The 22149-nt window shown below is 75.2% G+C and carries 8 protein-coding genes; 1 reads left to right on the top strand and 7 read right to left on the bottom strand.

Annotated features, from left to right (window positions below; translation table 11 throughout):
* Positions 1–122: 122 nt before the first annotated feature.
* Positions 123–1163: a hypothetical protein gene (locus tag ACZ3X1_RS17750; RefSeq protein WP_467280199.1), complete on the bottom strand. Its 1041-nt coding sequence runs from the start codon at positions 1161–1163 to the stop codon at positions 123–125.
* 284 nt (positions 1164–1447) lie between these two features.
* Here ACZ3X1_RS17750 and ACZ3X1_RS17745 point away from each other — a divergent pair, with 284 nt between their 5' ends.
* Positions 1448–4645 carry an AfsR/SARP family transcriptional regulator gene (locus ACZ3X1_RS17745; RefSeq protein ID WP_467280198.1) on the top strand — a complete coding sequence of 1066 codons (3198 nt, stop codon included), beginning with the start codon at positions 1448–1450 and terminating at the stop codon, positions 4643–4645.
* A gap of 21 nt (positions 4646–4666) precedes the next feature.
* On the opposite strand, the gene ACZ3X1_RS17740 is transcribed toward ACZ3X1_RS17745, so the two are convergent.
* The 6 genes from ACZ3X1_RS17740 to ACZ3X1_RS17715 form a co-directional block, all read right to left on the bottom strand.
* Positions 4667–4885, bottom strand: coding sequence for a hypothetical protein (locus ACZ3X1_RS17740; protein WP_390073935.1), 219 nt, complete (start codon positions 4883–4885; stop codon positions 4667–4669).
* A 168-nt stretch (positions 4886–5053) separates the two neighbouring features.
* A complete protein-coding gene (gene ddaH / locus ACZ3X1_RS17735) occupies positions 5054–5866 on the bottom strand; it encodes a dimethylargininase (RefSeq protein ID WP_467280197.1) in 813 nt (270 codons plus the stop codon).
* A gap of 67 nt (positions 5867–5933) precedes the next feature.
* Complete coding sequence (locus ACZ3X1_RS17730) at positions 5934–7229, bottom strand: MFS transporter (RefSeq protein ID WP_467280196.1); 1296 nt, start codon at positions 7227–7229, stop codon at positions 5934–5936.
* Positions 7230–7235: 6 nt separating this feature from the next.
* The gene (locus tag ACZ3X1_RS17725; RefSeq protein WP_467280195.1) at positions 7236–20774 is read right to left on the bottom strand and encodes a non-ribosomal peptide synthetase; all 13539 of its coding nucleotides are present in this window, start codon (positions 20772–20774) and stop codon (positions 7236–7238) included.
* A 34-nt stretch (positions 20775–20808) separates the two neighbouring features.
* Complete coding sequence (locus ACZ3X1_RS17720) at positions 20809–21807, bottom strand: TauD/TfdA family dioxygenase (protein ID WP_467280194.1); 999 nt, start codon at positions 21805–21807, stop codon at positions 20809–20811.
* Positions 21808–21815: 8 nt separating this feature from the next.
* Positions 21816–22028 carry an MbtH family protein gene (locus ACZ3X1_RS17715; protein ID WP_030652389.1) on the bottom strand — a complete coding sequence of 71 codons (213 nt, stop codon included), beginning with the start codon at positions 22026–22028 and terminating at the stop codon, positions 21816–21818.
* Positions 22029–22149 lie beyond the last annotated feature (121 nt).

Genomic DNA, 22149 nt, shown 5'->3' with positions numbered 1-22149 from the left:
CATTGTTCGCTCGAACATGTTAGCGGAGCTGGTGGGCGGGTTCGGAAATGTGATGAAGGCCGCGGCGGGGAAACCCTGGTCGAGCCGCGGGGCCCGCCGGGCGGAATACGGAATTCCTCGCGTCAGCAGAGGGCGTCCCAGTGGTGGAGGGCGTCGAGGGCGGCGGTGCGGGTGGCCGGGTCGGCGACGGCGTCGGCGGCCGGAGCGAGGAGGTAGTCGGCGACGGGGGTGAGGAGGAGGGAGGTGTCGGGGGTGTGGCCGAGGAGGCGGGCCTCGCCCCAGCTGTGGCGGATGGCGGTGCGGCGGAGCAGGGCGCCGTGCCGGGCCGGGACGCGCCGGGCGGCGGGGGCCCCGCCGCGGCGGCGGTGCTCGGCGGCCAGCTCCGGGGCGAGCGCGGCGCGGACGGCCGCGAGCGGGCCCAGCGGGACGTGCTCGGCGGCGTGGTCGAGGAGGGCCGCGACCTCCGGGGCCAGCCGGTAGGCGGCGACGACCGCGGCGGTCTCGGCGGCCTCGAAGGGCCGGCCGGTGAGGGCGGCGACGTCGAGGAGGGTGAGCGCGCCGGGCGGCAGGCCCGGCCCTCCGAGGCGGGACTCGGCCAGTGCGATCAGGCACTCCACATGGGCGTCGGCGACCAGGAACGGCCGGACGGGCACGCCCCGCCCGTCGCCGGGGAGGGCCGCGGTGGAGAGGTGGACGCGGTACCAGGGGTCGACGAGGGGGTCCTCGGCGGGCCAGTGGAGCGTGACCGCGGTGTGGTGGGGGCGCTCACCGAACAGGGACACGTCGATGTGCTCCACCGGGTGGTCGGTGGCCAGCCGGATGACGGCCTGCCACAGCGCCGCCTCGTCGGGGGCGACCAGATCGAGGGTGTCCAGCGGGCGCAGCAGACCGGCCGGGTAGTACCCGGCGAGCGGGAGGCCCCGGATGGCGTGGACGCCGGTGGAACGGGCGAGGCCGGCGGCCAGGCGGGCGTACCGGGCGACGCGCTCGCGCGCGCGGCCGAGCTCGGCCCGGGCGGCCTCGCCCATCCGGACGCCGTCGCCCGCCAGCGCGGAGAGCACCAGATGGGGCAGATGGCGGCCGGTCCGGGCGCGGTGCAGCAGTTCCGCCGGCCCGGCGGCGGGGTCGGTGTCGAGCAGCCGGTACAGCAATGGGGTGTTCACGGACGTCCGCCTCCGAATGTATGGTCGGGCCCGGCGCCACCGGCGACCGAGGGGGCGGGCGCGAGCCCGGACGGTCTCCGGCGTGCCCGCGGCACGGTGCGATTCTCTACCGCAAGGTTCAACACCTGATCACCACAGGCTCAACGGACTCTCGACACCGAGTACGACGCTGTGGTTAAAAAGGTGACACAAATCGAGACATGGGCGCCTTGCGGGGGCGGGCACCGTGTTCTGGGGGCTGGGGGCAGAACTTGGGCGATCTCCGTTTCTCGTTACTCGGTCTGATGCGGGCTCACCGGGGCGCTACCGCGCTCAAGATCGGGAGCCCGCAGCAGCAGGCGATGCTGGCCGTCCTCCTGCTGCGGCCGGGGCACTCGGCGAGTGCGACCGACCTCATCTCCGCGCTGTGGGGTGAGGCGCCGCCGAGCGCGGCGATGACCACGGTGCGCACGTACGCGTGGCGGTGGCGCAAGGTGCTGGACGCGGGCGGCAAAGGGGAGGAAGGCGACGCGGCGGCCGGGGGCGAACGGCCCGCGTCGAGCGTGCTGGTGTCCATGGGCGACGGCTACCGGCTGGTCCTGCCGAAGCTGGCCGTCGACTCCGCGGAGGCGGAGTCGCTGGCCGCCGAGGCGGAGCGCACCGCGCGGACCGATCCGCTGCGCGCCCGCGACCTGCTCAACCAGGCGCTGGAGCTGTGGCAGGGCGAACCGCTGGCCGGGGTACCCGGCCCGTTCGCGGAGCGGCACCGCCAGCGGCTGGAGGAACTGCGCCTGACCCTGCTGGAGGAACGGATCGGGCTGGACCTGACGCTCGGCCGCTACTCGCGCTGCATCCCCGAGCTGACCTCCCTCACCACCGAGCACCCGCTGCACGAGCGGGCGTACGGGTTGCTGATGCGGGCGCTCTACCAGGCCGGACGGCAGGCGGACGCGCTGGCGGTGTACCGCGGAGTGCGGCAGCTGTTCCTCGCGGAACTGGGCGTCGCGCCGGGGTCGGACCTGGAGCACCTGCACCGCAGGATCCTGGAGGGCGATCCGGCGCTGGCGGCTCCGGAACCGAGCCCGCCGGCATCGCCGCCCGCCGACGAGCCCCGGGAGATCCGCGCCGTCGGGGACTCCGGACACGACACCGGGCAGCCATCCGGCCAGGGATCCGGCCCCGCGGCGCCCGTACCGGGCCGGGACCAGGCGGACAAGGGGCGGGAGGCGTCCCCCAGACCGGCGGCGGCACCACCAAGACCGGCCCAGCTCCCACCGGACGCCGCCGACTTCACCGGACGTACGGCCCCGGTGCGGGTGCTCGACGAGGCACTCGGCACCCCCGCGGCGCAGGCACTGGTGATCGCCACCGTCGTCGGCATGGGCGGGGTCGGCAAGACGGCGCTCGCCCTGCACGTGGCACACCGCGTCCGGGAGTCCTACCCGGACGGCCAGCTCTACGCGGACCTGCGCGGCTCCGACCCGGTGCCCGCCGATCCGGAAGCGGTGCTCAGCGGCTTCCTCGTCGCCCTGGGGGTCCCCGGTGACGCGGTGCCGGACGGCTTGGACGCCCGCTCGGCGCTCTTCCGGTCCGTCGTCGACGGGCGGCGCCTGCTGCTGGTGCTCGACAACGCCAAGGACACGGCGCAGATCCGGCCGCTGCTGCCGGGAACGGTCGGCTGCGCGGTCCTCACCACGGGGCGCACACGGCCCGCGGGACTGCCGGCCGCCGTCCACGTCGACCTGGACGTGTTCCACCCCTCCGAGGCCCTCGACCTGCTCGGCCGCACCATCGGCACGGACCGGCTCGACGCCGAACGCGACGCGGCGCTGGAGCTGGTGGTGGCCTGCGGGTACCTGCCGCTGGCGGTCCGGATCGTCGCGGCCCGGCTCGCGGCCCGGCCGGGCTGGACGGTGGAGACGCTCAGCCGCCGGCTCCAGGTGGAGCGGCGCCGGATCGACGAGCTGCGGATCGGCGACCTCGCGGTGGCGGCGGCCTTCGAACTGAGCTACCGACAGCTCACCGCCGACCAGGCCCGGGCGTTCCGGCTGGTCGCCTCGGTGGACGGGCCGGACATCGGGCTGCCGGCCGCGGCGGCGCTGCTCGACCTCGACGAGTACGACGCCGAGGACCTGCTGGAGGCCCTGGTGGACGTGGCGATGGTGGAGTCGCCGTTCCCCGGGCGCTACCGCTATCACGACCTGCTGCGCTCCTTCGCCCGACGGCGCCCGGCGCGGGGGGCGGCCACGGCGTCCGTCGGTCCGGGGTCCGGCGGTCCGGCGGAGAGCGGTGAGGCGGAGAGCGGTGAGGCGTTGGCCGCCCGGGACCGGCTGCTGGACCACCTGCTGGCCACGGCGTGCACAGCCTTCCAGCACGCGGTACCGGGCGACCCGGCGGCTGGTGCGCTCGGTCCGGCCCGCTCCCCCGGTGTGGCGCTGACCGGATGGGACACGGCCCGGGAGTGGACGGCGACGGAGCGGGCCGGCGCCGTGGCTCTGGCGGCCCAGGTCGCCGCGGACGCGGTCGCGGGCCCCGCGGGGCCCGCGGCAGGCGGGCCGCTCCTGCCCGACGGCGGTCAGGGCACGGCGCTGCGGGCCTCGATCGACCTGCTGATCGCGCTCACCCCGTTCGTCCTCACCCCTCCGAGCCGGCAGTTCGCCGCCACCGCCGACGCGCTGGCGGAGGCGGCGGTGCGGCACGGCGACGTACGGGCCACGGGACGTGCGCACTTCCTGCGCGGGAACGTGGCCCTGGCCGCGACCCGGCTGGACGCGGCCGAGGCGGCCGCCCGCCAGGCGGTGGACGCGGCGCGGACCGCCGGCGACACGGTGATCCTCCGTCAGGCGCTCAACGACCTCGGCCTGATCTGCCAGTTCCTCAGCCGCTACGACGAGGCGGTGGACCACTACGACGAGGCCCTGGTGCTGGCCAACGCGCTCGGGCACCGGTCGGGCGCCCTGGTGACGACCGTGAACGCGGCGCTGGCACGGGTGCGCAGCGGGCGGGCGGAGGAGGCGGTGGAGATCTGCCACGAGGCGCTCGCCGAGCTGCGGACGCGGCAGGACGATCCGGGGCGGGCGTACACCCTGTACGTACTGGGCCTGGCGCTGCACGGGCTCGGGCTGCACGAGGAGGCCGTGACCTGGTTCCGGGAGTGCCTGACGGTGGCGACGGGTGCCGGTCTGCGGGACCGGGCCGCGCACGCGCGCTACCGGCTGGCGGACAGTCTGCGCTCGCTCGGCCGGGCCGACGAGGCGCTCGACCACGCCGGGCGGGCGCTGGCGCTCTGCGAGGAGCTGGGGGCCGAACGGGACCAGGCTCAGGCGCTGGTGGTACTGGGCCGTTCGCTGCTGGACCTCGGGCGCGGGGCCGAGGCGGGGGCGCGGTTGCGGCAGGCGTACGAGGTCTTCTGCCGGCTGGGGCTTCCGGAGGCCGCCGAGGTGGCCTGTCTGCTGGAGGAGCCGGCACTGGCCATGGTGGAGAGCTGCGGGCTGGAGGCGTAGCCGAGGGGGCGGGGCCGCGGCTCAGGAGCCGGTGCTGTTCCAGTCCTTGTCGTCGGACGGGGTCGGGGTCGGGGCGGGGGCCTGGTTGGTGCTGACGGTCCCGCCGCCCTGGCCGTTGCCGGTGGTGTCGTCGGCCATCGCCGCGCCGGCCGCGCCCAGGGCGATCAGCGTGCCGAGGCCGAGGCCGGCGACGGCCAGGCAGACCCGGGTGGCAACGGTGTTGTTCGCGCGGTTCGCCATGAATGCTCCTGAGGGACGTCTTCCCAGGCGGGAAGGGGGTTCTTCGGTTCCTCCCGGAGTGTTCCGGGCTGATGGGAAGAGCATCGCAAGGCGCGTTCAACAGCCGATCGACGCACGAGCACCGTGCGTCGAGCGGCCCCGTTGATCGGGGCGTTGGCGGGGTGCCGGTCAGGCGGCCTCGCGGAGGTGCAGGGTGCAGCACTTCACGCTGCCGCCGCCCTTGAACAGCTCGGAGAGGTCCACTCCGATCGGCCGGAAGCCCCGTTCGCGCAGCCTCGCCGCGACCCCGGTCGCAGCCTCCGGCAGCACCACGTTCAGCCCGTCGCTCATCAGGTTGAGCCCGAACACCGCCGCGTCGGCCTCCTCGACCAGCACCGCGTCCGGGAAGAGGCGGCGCAGCACCTGCCTGCTGCCCGCGGAGAACGCGCCCGGGTAGTACATGACCTCGTCGTCGTCGAGCACGCTGAGCGCGGTGTCGAGGTGGTAGAAGCGCGGGTCGACGAGGTCCAGGCCGATCACCGGGCGGCCGAGGAACTCCTGTGCCTCCGCGTGGCCGGCGCTGACGCTGCGGAAGCCGCGGCCGGCCAGCAGGTGACGGCCCGCCAGCAGCAGGTCCCCCTCGCCCTCGTTGACGTGGACCGGGTCGTGGGTGGTGAATCCGTTGCGCCTGAACCACTCCAGGTAGGCGGGGCCCTCGGCGGCGCGCTCGGCATTGCGGAACCGGGCGCCGAGCGCCTTGCCGTCGACGACGGTGGCGCCGTTCGCCGCATAGACCATGTCGGGCAGGCCGGGCAGCGGGTCGATCAGGTCGACGCGGTGGCCGAGGTCGGCGTACAGCTCGTACAGCCGCTCCCACTGGGTGACGGCGAGGCCGGTGTCGACCGGCTTGGCCGGGTCCATCCAGGGGTTGATCGCGTAGCTGACCTCGAAGTGGGTCGGACGGCACATCAGGAAGCGGCGCGGACGGGCGGTGCGGGTCATCGGGGGCTCCGGGAGGAGTGCGGGCGGGGGCGGGGACGGCACGGAGGGGAACCGCGGGCGGGGCCGGTCAGGACAGCGCGGGGCGTTCGGGGAAGTTGCGCAGGCCGCGCATGGGGCCGGCCAGCAGGACCAGGCCGGCGGAGAGCAGCACGCTCGCCATGATCCAGAGGGTGGTGCGGGCGCCGAGCACCTCCCCGAGCCAGCCGCCGAGCAGGGCGCCCACCGGGATGGCGCTGAAGTTGACGGTGGAGGCGCTGGCCCGGATCCGGCCGATCATCGCGGGCGGGCAGTAGGCCTGGTAGAAGCTGCCGGCGATGACGTTCCCGGCGATCACCCCGCAGACCGCGACCGACCAGGCCACCGCGCTGACCGCCAGGGGCAGCCGGTCCCCGGCCATCGGCAGCAGCAGGATGAACGGCGCCCCCACCAGCTCGCAGAGCAGCAGCCCGCGCGCCGTCCCGAACCGGCGGGCGATCCGTCCGGCGAGCGCGGCGCCGGCCAGGCCGCCGACCGAGACCACCGCGAAGACGGCTCCGACGCCGCCGGGGGTCACGCCCACGCTGCGGACGAGGAAGATGGTCTGCACGGCCTGGATGCCGTTGAGGCCGAGGTTGCCGACGGCCGCGAAGCTCGCCAGCGTGCGCAGGTAAGGGTCACGGGCCAGGAACCGGACCCCCTCGCCGATCTCGCGCAGGATCCCGCGCCGTTCGCAGACCGGCGGAGGCTTCTCCTCGGCCCGGATGGACCCCACGCAGACCGCCGCCACCAGGTAGGTGACCGCGTCGGCGAGCAGCCCGCTGACGGCGCCGAACGCCTGCGAGAGCAGGCCGGCCAGGCCGGGGCCGGCGATCTCGGCGGCCGCGTCCCCCGAGCGCAGCTTGACGTTGGCCTCCAGCAGGTCGGGCTTGGCGACCAGGACGGGCAGTACGGCGCTGTTCGCGGTGGACAGGAACACCTTGACCGCGCCGGCCAGCAGCGCCACCACCACCAGGTGGGCCATGGTCAGCAGGCCCAGCCAGCCGGCGACCGGCACGCTGGCGAACAGGACGAGCAGCAGGAGGTCGCAGATCAGCATCACCTTCAGCCGGGGCCAGCGGTCCACCCAGGCGCCGGCCACCAGGCCGAGGAAGAGCCACGGCACCCAGGCGGAGGCGGTCAGCAGGCCGACCATGAACGGCGAGGCCTCCAGCGTGACGACGGCCACCAGGGCGAGGGCGACGTTGCCGACGGCCGTGCCGAGGCCGCTGGTCGTCTCACCGATCCAGAGCTTGCGGAAGTTGGCCTGCGCCCAGAGGCCCCAGCGGCTCTCGGGCGGCGCGTCGCCCTCCGGGGGCGACGGCGGCTTCACGGAGGCTGTGGTCATGGCGGGTCACTCTCCAAGCTTGTCGGCGAGCACGGCGGCGATCCGTGCGACGGGCTCCTGCTGCGTCATGGCGCCGTGCGTGCAGGTGATGCGGTGCTGCTCGACGCGGCCGTCGACGTAAGGTCGCCAGGCCTCCCCGTAGGGCCAGTCGGCGGGCTTGTCGAGGGTGGCGCCGAAGAAGACGGCGTCGCCCCGGTAGCGATCGGGGACGTGCTCGGCCATCAGCTTGGCGTTCTGCTCGAAGACGTCGGGCAGGACGCCGGCGGCCTCGCCGAGGAGTGCGGTGAGGTCGGCCTGCCCGCGTCCGCCGACCGGGTCGTGGCCGAGCGAGGCGAGCAGCGCCGCGAGGGTGTCGACCGGGTCGTCGGAGGGCGGGGTGGCGTCGGCGCGGTACCGGGCGGGGTCGGCCGGGAGGCCGTCCAGGAGGGCGAGCAGGGCGACCTGACCGCCCGTCGCCTGGAGGCCGACGGCCATGGCGTGGGCGACGACCGCGCCGAAGGACCAGCCGAGCAGGTGGTACGGGCCCTCGGGCTGGACGGCGCGGATCTGGCGTACGTAGTCCTCGGCGATCTCGGTGACGGAGGACGGGGAGCCCCCGCGCAGCCCGCGTGCCTGGAGGCCGTGGACGGGGCGGTCGGGATCGAGGTGGCGCAGCAGCCCCGAGTAGACCCAGCTGATGCCCGCGGCGGGGTGGACGCAGAACAGCGGGGCCTTGGTGCCGCCCGCGCGCAGCGGGAGGAGTACGTCAAGGGCGCTGGGGGCGCTGGGGGCGTCGGCGCTGGGGGCGGGGGCCGTGCCCGCCGGGTCGAGGTGGCGGTCCAGTCGCCGTGCGAGGGCGGCCGCGGTGGGGGCCTCGAAGAGCGCCCGCATGCCGAGGTCGGCGCCCAGTGCGGTACGGATCCGGCCGAGCAGCTTCATCGCGAGGAGGGAGTGGCCGCCGAGGTCGAAGAAGCCGTCGTCGACGGAGACGGGGCCCGGCAGGCCCAGCACTTCGGCGAAGAGGCCGCTGAGCAGCTCCTCGTGCGGTGTCCTGGGTGCCCGCCCGGTGGGCGGGACGGTGAAGTCGGGGGCGGGGAGGGCGCGCCGGTCGACCTTGCCGCTCGCGGTCAGCGGAAGCGCGTCGAGCGGGACGTAGGCGGCCGGAAGCATGTGGGCGGGCAGCGACTCGGCGGCGAAGGCGCGCAGTTCGGCCTGGTCGAGCGGGCCGTCCGCAACGACGTGGGCGACGAGCCGGGGGCCGGTGGTGCCGTCGTCGTGGACCGTCACGGTCGCGGTGAGGACCCGGGGGTGGCGCGTGAGCACGTGCTCGATCTCGCCGGGTTCGATGCGGAAGCCGCGGATCTTGACCTGGTGGTCGGTGCGGCCGAGGTATTCGAGTCGTCCGTCTCGGGTGCGGCGGACGAGGTCGCCGGTGCGGTACATCCGCTCCCCGGCGGCGTACGGGTCGGCGACGAACCGCTCGGCGGTGAGCGAGGGGCGGCCGAGGTAGCCGCGGGCGAGGCCGGCGCCGGCCAGGTACAGCTCGCCGGGGACGCCGGGCGGTACGGGGCCCAGGTGCTCGTCGAGCACGTGGGTGCGGGTGCCGAGGACGCTGCGGCCGAGGCCCGGGCGCCCGGTGGCCGTGAAGGGCTGGGTGAGCGCGTCGACGGTGGACTCCGTGGGGCCGTAGAGGTTGTGGGCGGTGGTCGCGGGGGCCTCGCGCAGGCGGGTCCACAGGCTCTGGCCGACGGCCTCGCCGCCGAGCAGCACCACACGGGGGGCGGGCGCGTCCAGCAGGCCTTCGTCGAGGAGCTGTTCGGCGTAGGAGGGGGTGACCTCGATGACGTCGACGGACTCCGTCCGCAGGTGGCGGACCAGGGCGGCGGCGTCGCGGCGGACCTCGTCGCCGATGAGGTGCAGTTCGTGGCCGGCGATCAGCCAGAGCAGGCCGTCCCACGAGGCGTCGAAGCAGAGCGAGGCGGTGAGCGCGACGCGGCTGCGGCCGTGCTCGCCTTCGGTGGCGCCGATCGGGCCGGTCGCGGATCGGTGCGAGGCGAGCAGCGCGGCGATCGAGCCGTGGCTGACCACGACGCCCTTGGGGCGGCCGGTGGAGCCGGAGGTGTAGATCACGTAGGCGGCGTCGGGGGCGGACGCCCGGGGCGGCGGGTTGTCGGCGGCGGGGCGGTCGTTCCCGGCCGCCGGGGCCGCGGCCAGGACGGGCAGGCCGGTGAGGAGTTCGGGCAGGGGCCAGCCGTCGCCGGTCACGGCCAGGGCGGGCGCGGCATCGGCCAGCATGGCGGCGGTACGGTCGGCGGGGTGTCCCGCGTCCAGCGGGAGCGAGGCGGCGCCCGCCTTGAGCACGGCGAGCAGGGCGATCACGGTCTCCGCGGAGCGCGGCAGGGCCAGGGCGACCAGTGTCTCCGGGCCGGCGCCCGCGGCCGTCAGGCGGTGGGCGAGGTCGTTGGCGCGTGCGTTGAGCTCGGCGAAGCTGAGCCGGGTGTCCCCGGCGACCAGCGCGATCGCGTCGGGGGTGCGGGCCGCCCGGGCCTCGAAGGCGGTGGACAGCAGCGGCACGGCCGGCGGCAAAGCCTCACCTTCGCCGAGGAGTTCGGCGCGTTCACCGGCGCCGAGCAGGTCGGCGCGGCCGATGGGCCGGTCGGGGCGGGCGGCGACCGCCGTCAGCAGCCGGCCGAAGCGGGCGGCGACGGCCTCGACGGTCTCCCGGTCGAAGAGGTCGGTGGCGAAGTCGATCGCGCACTCCAGCCCGGCGGGCGCGCCGTCGGCGTCGAAGGACTCGCCCATGGCGACGGAGAGGTCGAATTTGGCCACGCACCCGCCGACCGGTTCGACGGCGGCCGGCAGGCCTGCCAGGTCGAGCGGGGCCTCGCCGGGGCCGCCGGCCCGGCCCGCGCCCTGGAGCAGCAGCATGACCTGGAAGAGCGGGTGGCGGGCCAGGGAGCGGGCCGGGTTGAGTTCCTCGACCAGCCGCTCGAAGGGCACGTCCTGGTGGGCGTGGGCGTCGAGCTGGGTCTCCCGGACCCGGTGGAGCAGCTCCGTGAAGGTCGGGTCGCCGGAGGTGTCGGTGCGCAGGACGAGGGTGTTGACGAAGAAGCCGACGAGATCGTCGAGGGCCTCGTCCGAGCGACCGGCGACCACCGAGCCGATCGGCACGTCGGTGCCGGCCCCGAGCCGGGTGAGCAGCGCCGCCAGCGCGGCCTGCAGGGTCATGAACATGGTGACGCGGTGCTCGCGGGCCAGCCCGGCCAGGGCGCGGTGCAGTTCGCCGCCGAACGCAACGACGACGCGGTCGCCCCGGTGGCTGCTGTCCGCCCGCCGGGCGCGGTCCACGGGGAGGGACAGCTCCTCGGGGATTCCCGCCAGGGCTTCGCGCCAGTGGGCGAGTTGGCGGGACGCCAGGCTGTCGGGGTCGGCCTCGTCGCCGAGCAGCTCGCGCTGCCAGAGCGCGTAGTCGGCGTACTGGACCGGCAGCGGCTGCCAGTCGGGCGCCGCGCCGTCCAGGCGGGCGGCGTAGGCGGCGGAGAGGTCGCGAAGCAGCGGCTCCATCGACCAGCCGTCGCCCGCTATGTGGTGCAGGACGAGCACGAGGAGGTGTTCGTCGGTGGCGAGCGGGAGCAGGTGGGCCCGGAGGGGGAGTTCGCGGGCGAGGTCGAAGGGGACGGCCGCGCACTCGGCCAGGGCGGCCGCCGGGTCGGCGGGCCGGGCGGGGCGGCGGTCGAAGGGGATCCGGGCCTCGGCGGGCGGGACGATCCGCTGTGAGGGCTCGCCGTCCTGCTCGGCGATCAGCGTGCGCAGGATCTCGTGGCGGGCGACGAGGTCGCCGAGGGCGAGTTCGAGCGCGGCCGGGTCGAGCGGGCCGTTGAGGCGCAGGGCGAGCGGCAAGTTGTAGAGGGCGCTGGGGCCCTCCATCCCGTCGATCAGCCACAGCCGCTGCTGGGCGAAGGAGAGCGGCAGGCCTTCCGGTCGCTCGCCGGCCGTCAGGGCGAGCCGCGCGCCGGCGCCGTCGAGCCGCTGGGCGAGGCCGGCCACCGTCGGCGCCTCGAAGACGTCCCGGACGCCGATCTCGGCGGCGAACACGGTGCGGACCCGGCTGACGAGCTGCATGGCGAGGAGGGAGTGCCCGCCGAGGGCGAAGAAGTCGTCGTCGATCGAGACCTGTCCGGTCGCGCCGAGGACTTCGCCGAACAGGCCGCACAGGAGTTCCTCGCGTGCCGTGCGGGCGGCGCGGCCGCCGGCGAAGAGCTGGAAGTCGGGGGCGGGGAGGGCGCGGCGGTCGACCTTGCCGCTGCCGGTCAGCGGCAGCGCGTCGAGGGTGACGACGGCGGCGGGGACCATGTGGGCGGGCAGCGACTGTGCCACGAACCGCCGCAGTTCGAGGGAGAGTTCGGGGCTGGGGGCGGCGACCGCGCAGTGGGCGGCCAGGCGGCGGTCGCCGTCGGCGCTCTCGTGCGGGGTGACCACCGCCTGGCGGACGGCCGGGTGCAGGGTCAGCGCCTGTTCGATCTCGCCGGGTTCGATGCGGAAGCCGCGGATCTTGACCTGGTGGTCGGTGCGGCCCAGGTAGTCGATCCGGCCCTCGCGGCTGCGGCGGACCAGGTCGCCGGTGCGGTACATCCGCTCCCCCGGCGTGAACGGGTCGGCGACGAAGCGTTCCGCGGTGAGGGCGGGCCGGCCCAGGTAGCCGCGGGCCAGGGCGTCCCCGGACAGGTACAGCTCGCCGGGGACGCCGGCGGGGACGGGGTTCAGGTAGGCGTCGAGGACGTGGGCGCGGGTACCGAGGACGGGGTGGCCCATGGTGGGGCGCTCCGAGTCGGCGTACGCCTGGAGGAGGGTGTCGACGGTGCACTCGGTGGGCCCGTAGAGGTTGTGGCCGGTGGTCGCCGGAGCCTCGCGCAGGCGGGTCCACAGGGACTGCCCGATCGGTTCGCCGCCGAGCAGCACCACGCGCGGGGCGGGGGCGTCCAGGAGGCCTTCGGCGATGAGCTGTTCGGCGTAGGTGGGGGTGAACTGGACGGCGTCGACTCCGGCGGTGCGCAGGTGCCGGACCAGGGCGGCGGGGTCGCGGCGCAGGTCGTCGCCGATCAGGTGCAGCTCGTGGCCGGCGACCATCCACAGGAGGCCGTTCCAGGAGGCGTCGAAGCAGAGCGAGGCGGTCAGTGCGGCGCGCATCCGGCCGTGGGCCCGCTCGGGCCCGGCGAAGGTCTCGGCCCGGTGGGCGGCCAGCAGGCCGGCGATGGACCGGTGGCTCACCACCACACCCTTGGGGCGGCCGGTGGAGCCGGAGGTGTAGATGACGTAGGCGGCGTCTGCCGCGGTGGCGCGGACGGGCGGCGCCGCGGCGGGCCGGTCGGCCCAGTGCTGTTCGCCGGCGTCCAGGACGGTCGCTCCGGCGAGCCCGTCCAGCGCCTCGGGCAGCGGCCATCCCGGGTCGGTGAGGACGGCCGCGGGGCGGGCGTCGGCCAGCATGTGGGCGGTGCGCTCCAGCGGGTACTCGGCGTCCAGCGGGAGGAAGGCAGCACCGGCCTTGAGTACGGCGAGCTGGGCGACGACCGTATCGGCCGAGCGGGGCAGGGCCAGCGCGACCACGTCCTCGGGGCCGATGCCGGCGGCGGCCAGGCCGTGGGCGAGGCGGTTCGCGCGGGCGTCCAGCTCGGCGTACGTCAGCCGGGTCTCCCCGAAGACCAGGGCCGTCAGCTCGGGTGTGGCCGCCACCTGTGCGGCGAAGGCGTCCGGAACCAGGGGCAGTTCGGCGGGCAGCGGCCGGTGGCCGCCGAGGAGTGCGGCGCGCTCGCCGTCGGCGAGCAGGTCGGCGCGGCCGATCCGCCGCTCGGGCCGGGCCGTCATCTCCGTCAGCAGCCGGCCGAAGCGGGCGGCGACGGCCTCGACGGTCTCCCGGTCGAACAGGTCGGTGGCGTAGTCGATCGCGCAGTCCAGTCCGGCGGGCTCGCCGTCCGGTCCGAAGAACTCCTCCAGCGTCACGTTGAGGTCGAACTTGGCGACTCCGGTGTCCGCCGGCAGCGCCTCGGCGCGCAGCGCGGACAGCTCCGGCTCGCCACCGGTGCCGGACTGCAGCACCAACGCCACCTGGAAGAGCGGGTGGCGGGCCAGGGAGCGGGCCGGGTTGAGTTCCTCGACCAGCCGCTCGAAGGGCACGTCCTGGTGGGCGTAGGCGCCCAGTCCGGTCTCCCGGACGCGGCCGAGGAGTTCGGCGAAGGTCGGGTCTCCGGAGGTGTCGGTGCGCAGGACGAGGGTGTTGACGAAGAAGCCGACCAGGTCGTCCAGGGCCTCGTCCGAGCGGCCCGCGACCACCGAGCCGATCGGCACGTCGGTACCGGCTCCGAGCCGGGTGAGCAGCGCCGCCAGCGCGGCCTGGAAGGTCATGAACATCGTGACGCGGTGCTCGCGGGCCAGGCCGGCGAGCGCGCGGTGCAGTTCGGCGTCGATGGGCAGGGCGACCCGGTCGCCCCGGTGGTCGGCGCGGACTCCGCGCGGCCGGTCGACGGGGAGGGTGAGCTCCTCCGGGAGATCGGCGAGGGTGTCGCGCCAGTAGGCGAGCTGGCGCGAGACCAGGCTGTCGGGGTCGGCCTCGTCGCCGAGCAGCCCGCGCTGCCAGAGCGCGTAGTCGGCGTACTGGACCGGCAGCGGCCGCCAGTCGGGCGCCGCGCCGTCCAGGCGGGCGGCGTACGCGTCCGCCAGGTCTCGCAGCAGCGGGCCCATCGACCAGCCGTCGCCGACGATGTGGTGGAGGGCGACGACGAGGACGTGCTCCTCGGCGCCGACCCGCAGGAGGGTGACGCGTACGGGCGGTTCGGCGGCCAGGTCGAAGGGGCGGCGGGCTGCCTGGTCCACTTCCGCGTCCACCGACTCCGGTGCGCAGTCGCGCAGTTCGACGGGAAGGTCCGCGCCGGCCGCGGGGAGGACCAGCTGGTGCGGCTCGCCGTCGTGCTCGGCGATCAGCGTGCGCAGGATCTCGTGGCGGGCGACGAGGTCGCCGAGGGCGAGTTCCAGGGCGGCCGCGTCGAGAGGACCGGTGAGGCGCAGGGCGAGAGGCATGTTGTAGAGCGCGCTGGGGCCCTCCATCCGGTCGATCAGCCAGAGCCGCTGCTGGGCGGAGGAGAGCGGCAGGTGTTCGGGGCGTTCACGGACGGTCAGCGCGAGGCGGGCCGCGGCACCGTCCAGCCTCTGGGCCAGGCCCGCCACCGTCGGCGTCTCGAAGACGTCCCGGATGCCGAGTTCGGCGCCGAGCACCGCGCGGACCCGGCTGAGCAGCCGGGTGGCGAGCAGGGAGTGCCCACCGAGGGCGAAGAAGTCGTCGTCGACCGAGACCGGTCCCGTGAGGCCGAGGATCTCGCCGAACAGGCCGCAGAGGATCTCCTCGCGCGCCGTACGGGCGGCCCGGCCGCCGGTGGCCGCAGCGAAGTCGGGCGCGGGCAGCGCGGACCGGTCGAGCTTGCCGTTGACGTTGAGCGGCAGTGCGTCGAGCGTGGTGAAGGCCGCCGGGACCATGTAGTCGGGCAGCGCGGCGGCCGCGTGGGCGCGCAGCGCGGCCGCATCGAGCGGGGTGCGCGCCACGAGGTAGGCGACCAGTCGGGTGCCGGCAGGGCCGTCCGTGCCGTCCTGGTGGGGCAGGACCGCGGCCTGGAGGACGTCGGGGTGGGCGGCCAGGACGGTTTCTATCTCGCCGGGTTCGATGCGGAAGCCGCGGACCTTGACCTGGTGGTCGGTGCGGCCCAGGTACTCGACGCGGCCGTCGGGGCGGCGCCGGGCGAGGTCGCCGGTGCGGTACATCCGCTCCCCCGGCGCGAACGGGTCGGCGACGAACCGCTCGGCGGTCAGCGCGGGCCGGCCCAGGTAGCCGCGGGCGAGGCCCGCGCCGCTGAGGTACAGCTCGCCGGGGACGCCGGGCGGGACGGGCCGCAGGCCGGTGTCCAGGACGTGCGCGCGGATGTTGGGCAGCGGGCGGCCGATGAGCGGGCGCGGGTCGCCGGAGAGCCGGTGGTACAGCGCGTCGACGGTGCACTCGGTGGGGCCGTACATGTTGAGCACGACGGTGTCCGCGGCGGCGGTGAGGGCGGCCGAGAGGGTCTGGCCGAGGGCCTCGCCGCCGACCATCAGGAGGGCCGGCGGGCAGCGGTCGAACAGACCCTCCTCGACCAGCCGCTCGGCCTGGCCCGGGGTGACGTCGAGGACGTCGGCGCCGGTGTGTTCGGCGTGGCGGACGATCGCGGCGGCGTCGCGGCGCACGTCGTCGTCGAGGAGGTGGAGTTCGTGGCCGGCCACCATCCACAGCAGCGCCTCCATGGCGGTGTCGAAGGAGAGCGAGGCGGCCTGGGCGAACCTGAACCTGCGCCCCGGGTGGGCCTGTCGGGCGGCGGCGACGGTCTCGTCGCGGTGGAAGGCGAACAGGTTGGCGAGGCCGCCGTGGCGGACCACGACGCCCTTGGGGCGGCCCGTGGAGCCCGAGGTGTAGATGACGTAGGCGGCGTTGGCGGCGGTGACGCGGACGGGCGGGGCACCGGCGGGCCGCTCGGCCCGCCCCTGTTCGTCGACGTCCAGGACGGTGGCACCGGCGAGCCCGTCGAGGACCTCGGGCAGCGGCCATCCGGTGGTGGTGAGGACGGCCGCGGGGCGGGCGTCGGCCAGCATGTGGGCGATCCGCTCGCGCGGGTGGTCGGCGTCCAGCGGGAGGAAGGCCGCACCGGCCTTGAGTACGGCGAGGACGGCGACCAGGGACTCGGCGGAGCGGGGCAGGGCGAGCGCGACCACGTCCTCGGCGCCCGCCCCGGAGGCGGTCAGGCCGTGGGCGAGGCGGTCGGCACGGGCGTCCAGCTCGGCGTACGTCAGCCGGGTCTCCCCGAAGACGAGCGCGGTGGCGTCGGGGGTCGCGGCGGCCTGGGCGGCGAAGGCCTCCGGGAGGAGGACGTCCGCCGCACCCGGCCGGGCGGTGTCGTGCCATGCGGCCAGCGCTGTCCGGCCCGCCTCGCCCAGTACGTCGAGTTCGGCGACCGGCCGGTCGGGGTCTGCGGCGGCCTGGGCCAGCAGGCGCAGCAGCGCGTCGGCGAGGCGCTGCGCGGTGGCCCGGTCGAACAGGTCGGTGGCGAACTCCAGGCCGCCCTCGATGCCGGCGGGGGCGCCGTCCGGGTGGTGGCGCTCGGAGAGGTTGAGGGTGAGGTCGAAGGCAGTGGTGGGCAGCCCGAGCGGCTCGTAGGCGGTGCGGGTGCCGGGGAACTGGGGGCCGCCGCCGGCGGTGTTGTCGAAGGCGATCATCACCTGGAAGAGCGGGTGCCGGGCGAGGGTGCGGACCGGGTTGAGCTCCTCGACGAGCCGCTCGAAGGGCACGTCCTGGTGGGCGTAGGCGGCCAGGTCGGCTTCCCGTACGCGGGTCAGCAGTTCGGCGAAGGTGGGCCGGCCGGTGAGGTCGGTGCGCAGGACGAGGGTGTTGGCGAAGAAGCCGACCAGTTCGTCGAGGGCCGGGTCGAGGCGGCCGGCCAGCGGGGTGCCGATCGGCAGGTCCTCGCCGGCGCCGAAGCGGTGCAGCAAGGTGGCGTAGGCGGCCTGGAGCACCATGAACAGGGTGGCCCCGTGCCCGGCGGCCAGCTCGGCGAGCCGTGCGTGCAGGTCCGCGTCCAGCTCCAGCGGCACGACGTCGCCGCGGTGGCTCGGGGCGGCCGGGCGGGGGCGGTCCAGCGGCAGCGGCAGTTCGTCCGGCAGGCCGGCGAGCGCCTGCCTCCAGTGGTCGAGCTGGCGGGAGAGCCGGGACTGCGGGTCGGTGTCGGCGCCGAGCAGCCGGTACTGCCAGAGCGTGTAGTCGGCGTACTGGACGGGCAGCGGCTCCCACATCGGTGCCTCGCCGCCGAGCCGGGCGGTGTAGGCGTCGGCGAGGTCCTGGAAGAGCGGCCGCAGGGACCATCCGTCGCTGGCGATGTGGTGCATCACGAGGAGCAGGACGTGCTCGTCGGGGGCCTCGGGGCGCAGGTAGGCGTGCAGCGGGACGTCGCGGGCGAGGTCGAAGGTGTGGCCGGTCAGCTCCTGGACCGGGCGGTCGGTGACGGTGAGCAGCGGGGCCGGGGGCGCGGGCAGGATCCGCTGGTGGGGGACGCCGTCCTGGGCGCCGAAGACCGTACGGAGGCTCTCGTGGCGGGCGACGACGTCGCCGAGGGCGCCTTCGAGTGCTGCCGCGTCGAGCGGGCCGGTGAGGCGGAGCGCGAGGGTGACGTTGTAGGTGGCGGCGGGGCCTTCGGCCTGGCCGAGGAACCACAGCCGGCGCTGGGCGAAGGAGACGGGCAGGTGCTCGGGCCGGGGTTCGGGCCGCAGCGCGGGGCGGGCCGGGTCGGTGGCGAGCCGGTCGGCGAGGGCGGCGACGGTCGGGGCCTGGAAGAGGTCGCCGATGGCCAGTTCGGCGCCCAGTTCGGTGCGCGCCCGGCCGACCAGGCGGGTCGCCAGCAGGGAGTGGCCGCCGAGTTCGAAGAAGTCGTCGTCGATGGTGATGTCGTCGATGCCGAGGATCTCGCCGAAGAGGGTGCACAGGGCGCGTTCGCGTTCGTCGCGCGGGGGTCGGCCGGTGGTGTCGGCGGCCAGTGCGGGGGCGGGCAGAGCGCGCCGGTCGACCTTGCCGTTGGCGTTGAGCGGCAGGGCGGGCAGGACGACGACGGCCGACGGGACCATGTAGGCGGGGAGGGTGGCGGCGGCGAACTGCCTGAGTTCGGCGTCGAGTCCGGGGTTCCCGTCGAGGGCGGGGCCGCGCACCGAGCAGTAGCCGACGAGCCGGGTGTCGCCGGGGCGGTCCTCCCGGGGGACCACGATGACCTGGCGGACGGCGGGGTGGCGGGAGAGCACGGCCTCGATCTCGCCCGGCTCGATGCGGAAGCCGCGCAGCTTGACCTGGCCGTCGATCCTGCCGAGGAACTCGATGGCGCCGTCGGCCCGGCGGCGCACCAGGTCTCCGGTGCGGTACATGCGCTCGCCCGGCGCGTACGGGTCGGCGACGAAGCGCTCGGCGGTCAGAGCGGGCCGGCGCCAGTAGCCGCGGGCCAGGCCGGCGCCGGCGACGTACAGCTCGCCGGGGACGCCGGGCGGTACGGGCTGCAGCCGGGTGTCGAGGACGTGGGCGCGCATGTTGTCGAGCGGGGCGCCGATCGGCGGCCGGGGGCCGCTCAGGTCGGCGGGGGCGAGGGGGTGGTGCGTGGCGAAGGTGGTGGCTTCGGTCGGCCCGTAGACGTGGGCGAGCAGCAGGTCGGGGCAGTGGTCGAGGACACGCCGCATGAGGGTGCCGGAGGCGGCCTCGCCGCCGGTGCAGACGGTGCGCAGGGTGCGGAAGGTCTCCGGGGCCTGCTCGGCGACCAGGTCGAAGAGGGCCTTGGTGAGGAAGACGGCGGTGACCTCGTGCCGGGTCGCGACGGCGTGCAGGGCGGCGGCGTCCAGGTTGCCGGGCGGGGCGACGACCACCGTGCCGCCGGCCAGCAGCGGTGTCCACAGTTCGTAGGTGGCGGCGTCGAAGGCGTGCGGGGAGTGCAGCAGGACCCGCCGGTGCCGGCCGTCCTGCCAGCGGCGGTCGGCGGCGAGGCCGACGATGTCGCGGTGGCGGACGGCGACGCCCTTGGGGGTGCCGGTGGAGCCCGAGGTGAACATCACGTAGGCGAGCCGGTCGGGGTGGACGGGGATGCCGGGGGCGTGCTCCGGGGCGTCCTCCTCGTCGCCGGGGCGCACCACGACGGCGTCGTGTGCGAAGCCCGGGTCGGTGCGGTCGGTGAGCAGGACTGGGGCGCCGGTGTCGGCGAGGAGTGCGGCCATCCGCTCCGGGGGCAGGCTCGCGTGCAGGGGTACGTAGGCGCCGCCGGCCTTGAGGACGGCCAGGGTGGCGACGACCAGGTCGACCGAGCGTTCCATCAGCAGGGCGACCGGGGACTCGGGGCCGACGCCGCAGGCGGCGAGGTGGTGTGCCAGCCGGTTGGCGCGGGCGTCGAGCTCGGCGTAGGAGACGTCGGCGCCGTCGTGGGCGAGCGCGACCGCGTCCGGGGTGCGGGCGGCCTGGGCCTGGAACAGTTCGGGCAGCGAGCCGGTGGGGACGGGCGCGGCGGTGGCGTTCCACTCGTCGCGCAGGCGGCCGCGCTCCTCGGGGGTGAGGATGTCGAGGGCGCCGATCGGCGCGTCGGGGTCGGCGGCCGCGGCGGCCAGCAGCCGGCCCAGGCGCTCGAACAAGGTGGTGACGGTGGCGCGGTCGTAGAGGTCGGCGGCGTATTCGACGGATCCGGTGAGTCCGGCGGGGGCGCCGTCGGGACTGTGGCGCTCGGTGATGCCGATGTTGAGGTCGAACTTGGCGACACGCAGGCCGAGTTCCTCGGGCTGCGCCTGCAGTCCGGGCAGGCCGAGTTCGCCCTCCTCGTGGTTCTGGAGCACGAGGAGGGTCTGGAAGAGGGGGTGGCGGCCGAGGGAGCGGGCCGGGTTGACCTCCTCGACCAGCCGCTCGAAGGGCACGTCCTGGTGGGCGAAGGCGTCGAGCTGGGTTTCCCGGGCCCGGCCGAGGAGTTCGGTGAAGGACGGGTCCCCGGAGGTGTCGGTGCGCAGGACGAGGGTGTTGACGAAGAAGCCGACCAGGTCGCTCAGCGCCTCGTCGGAACGGCCGGCGACGCCGGTGCCGAGGGGGATGTCGGTGCCCGCGCCGAGCCGGGTGAACAGTGCGGCGAGACCGGCCTGGAGGACGGAGAACAGGGTGGCGCGGTGCCGGCGGGCCAGGCCCGTCAGAGCGGCGTGCAGTTCGGGGCCGTAGCCGAACGGGACGGCGTCGGCGGCCCCGGTCGGGGCGGGCGGCCGGGGACGGTCCGTGGGCAGCTCCAGCTCCTCGGGCAGGCCGGCCAGGGCCTCGCGCCAGTAGTCGAGTTGCCGGCTCAGCACGCTGCCGGGGTCGCTGTCGTCACCGAGCAGTTCGCGCTGCCAGAGCGTGTAGTCGGCGTACTGAACCGGCAGCGGCTCCCAGTCGGGGGTGCGGTCGGCGCGGCGGGCGGCGTAGGCGGTGGCGAGGTCGCGCAGGAGCGGGCCGAGCGACCAGCCGTCGCCGGCGATGTGGTGCAGCACGACGAGCAGCACGTGCTCGGCGGGGGACGCGGTGGCGGACCGGCCGGTGGCGGGCCGACCGGGCCTGAGCTGGGCGGGGGTGAGCTCGGCAGGCGTGAGCTCGGCGGGGGTGAGCTCGGCGGGGGTGAGCGAGAAGACCGTGACCCGGATGGGCAGTTCGGCACTCAGGTCGAAGGTGCGGGCGGCGGCCCGGTCCCGCAGGGCGGGGTACTCGCCGGGGGCGCAGTCCACCGTCTCGAAGGCGATCTCCGCCTCCGCGGACGGCAGGATCCGCTGCACCGGGACTCCCCCGGCCGCCGGGAACACCGTGCGCAGGGCCTCGTGCCGGGCGACCACGTCCGCCGTCGCGGCGCGCAGGGCGTCGGTGTCGAGCGTGCCGCGCAGGCGGACCGCGAACGGCAGGTTGTAGAGCGCGGTCGGCCCTTCGATCTGGTCGATCAGCCAGAGACGCTGTTGTGCGTACGAAACCGGGATCACGGTGCTTCCTCTGCTCACGTCACGGCGCGGATGGTCAGGCGGGGACTGCGGTCGTCGGGCGCACCGTGGGACGGCAGTCGGAGAGGTCGACGGGGCGGCCCATCGCGACGGCGATCTTCCGGTCGCCGCCGAAGGGGTCGCGGCCGTGTGCACAGAGCACGTTGTCGACCAGCATCACGTCGCCGACCTGCCAGGCCTCGCGGACGGTGGCGGCGTCGTAGGCGGCGTTGAGGGCGTCCGCGTCCTCCCGGGACAGCGGTTCGCCGTCGCCGAAACCGGTGTTGAACGGCAGGCCTTCCGGTCCGAACTCCTCGACCATGGCCTCGCGGATGTCCGGGTCGAGGGACCACTCGTTCCAGAAGGCCAGGTGGTTGAACCAGACCTCCTGGCCGGTCTGCGGGTGGTGGATCGTGGCCGAACGCACCTGGCTGGTCCGCAGGTTGCCGTCCGGCTGCCACTCCCAGGCGATGCCGTTCTCCCGGCAGTACCGCTCGACGTCGGCGCGGTCCTCGGTGCCGAAGGCGGTGCGCCAGCCGAGCGAGATGTAGTCCGAGTAGTTGCGGGTGAGGGTCCAGCCGGAGGACCGGCCCCGCTCGGCCAGGTGGGCGGGGAGAGCGGCGAGGACCTTGCGGACGTCGGCGGTGGGGGTGGCGCCGCCCGTCGCGGGGGCTGTCAGGCAGGCGAACAGCAGCCGGCCGGGGAAGGTCAGGGTGTAGCTGTTCTCGTTGTGCATCCGGATCGACTGCGCGGGCGGCAGGTCGGTGGACGAGAAAACGCCGTCGCCGAAGTCGCTGCGCGGGGTGGCCTTCTCCCGGTACGGGGTGGGCTCGGGGATGAGCACGTCGCGGACGGCGGCGACGTCGGCGGCCTGGGCCACCGGCAGTCCGCGCAGGAAGATCGTGCCGTGCTCGTGCAGGGCGGCGGTCAGCGCGGTCTCGTTCTCGCGCAGCCAGGCGCACGCCTCGGCGAGGTCGGTGGTGGCCGGCACGCGGGTGAGGGCGGGGCGGCCGGGGTTCAGCTCCCAGTTCGGCATGGCGGCACTCACCGCTGGTCGAGGGTGGCGAGCAGGCTCGCGGGGCGGATGTCGGTCCAGTTGGTCTCGATCCAGTCGAGGCACTCCTGGCGGGGGGCCTCGCCGTGGACGGTGGTCCAGCCGGCCGGCACGTCGATCCAGACCGGCCAGAGCGAATGCTGGTTCTCGTCGTTGACCAGGACCAGGTAGCCGGAGTTGTCGTCCTCGAACGGGTTGCTCATGGTGGTCTCCGTAGCGTGAGAGGTGCTCTGGGGTGCGATTCGAAGGTATGGGCGCCGTACCGGCCCGAGCGGCACAAGCTCCGGCAGGTGAGCGGCAGTTGCGGCACTGTCGGATCCCGGC

It is taken from the genome of Streptomyces sp. NPDC023541, assembly GCF_055559995.1.
Note: the sequence above shows the minus strand (reverse complement) of the source record. Positions and strands in the feature narration are given on the sequence as shown.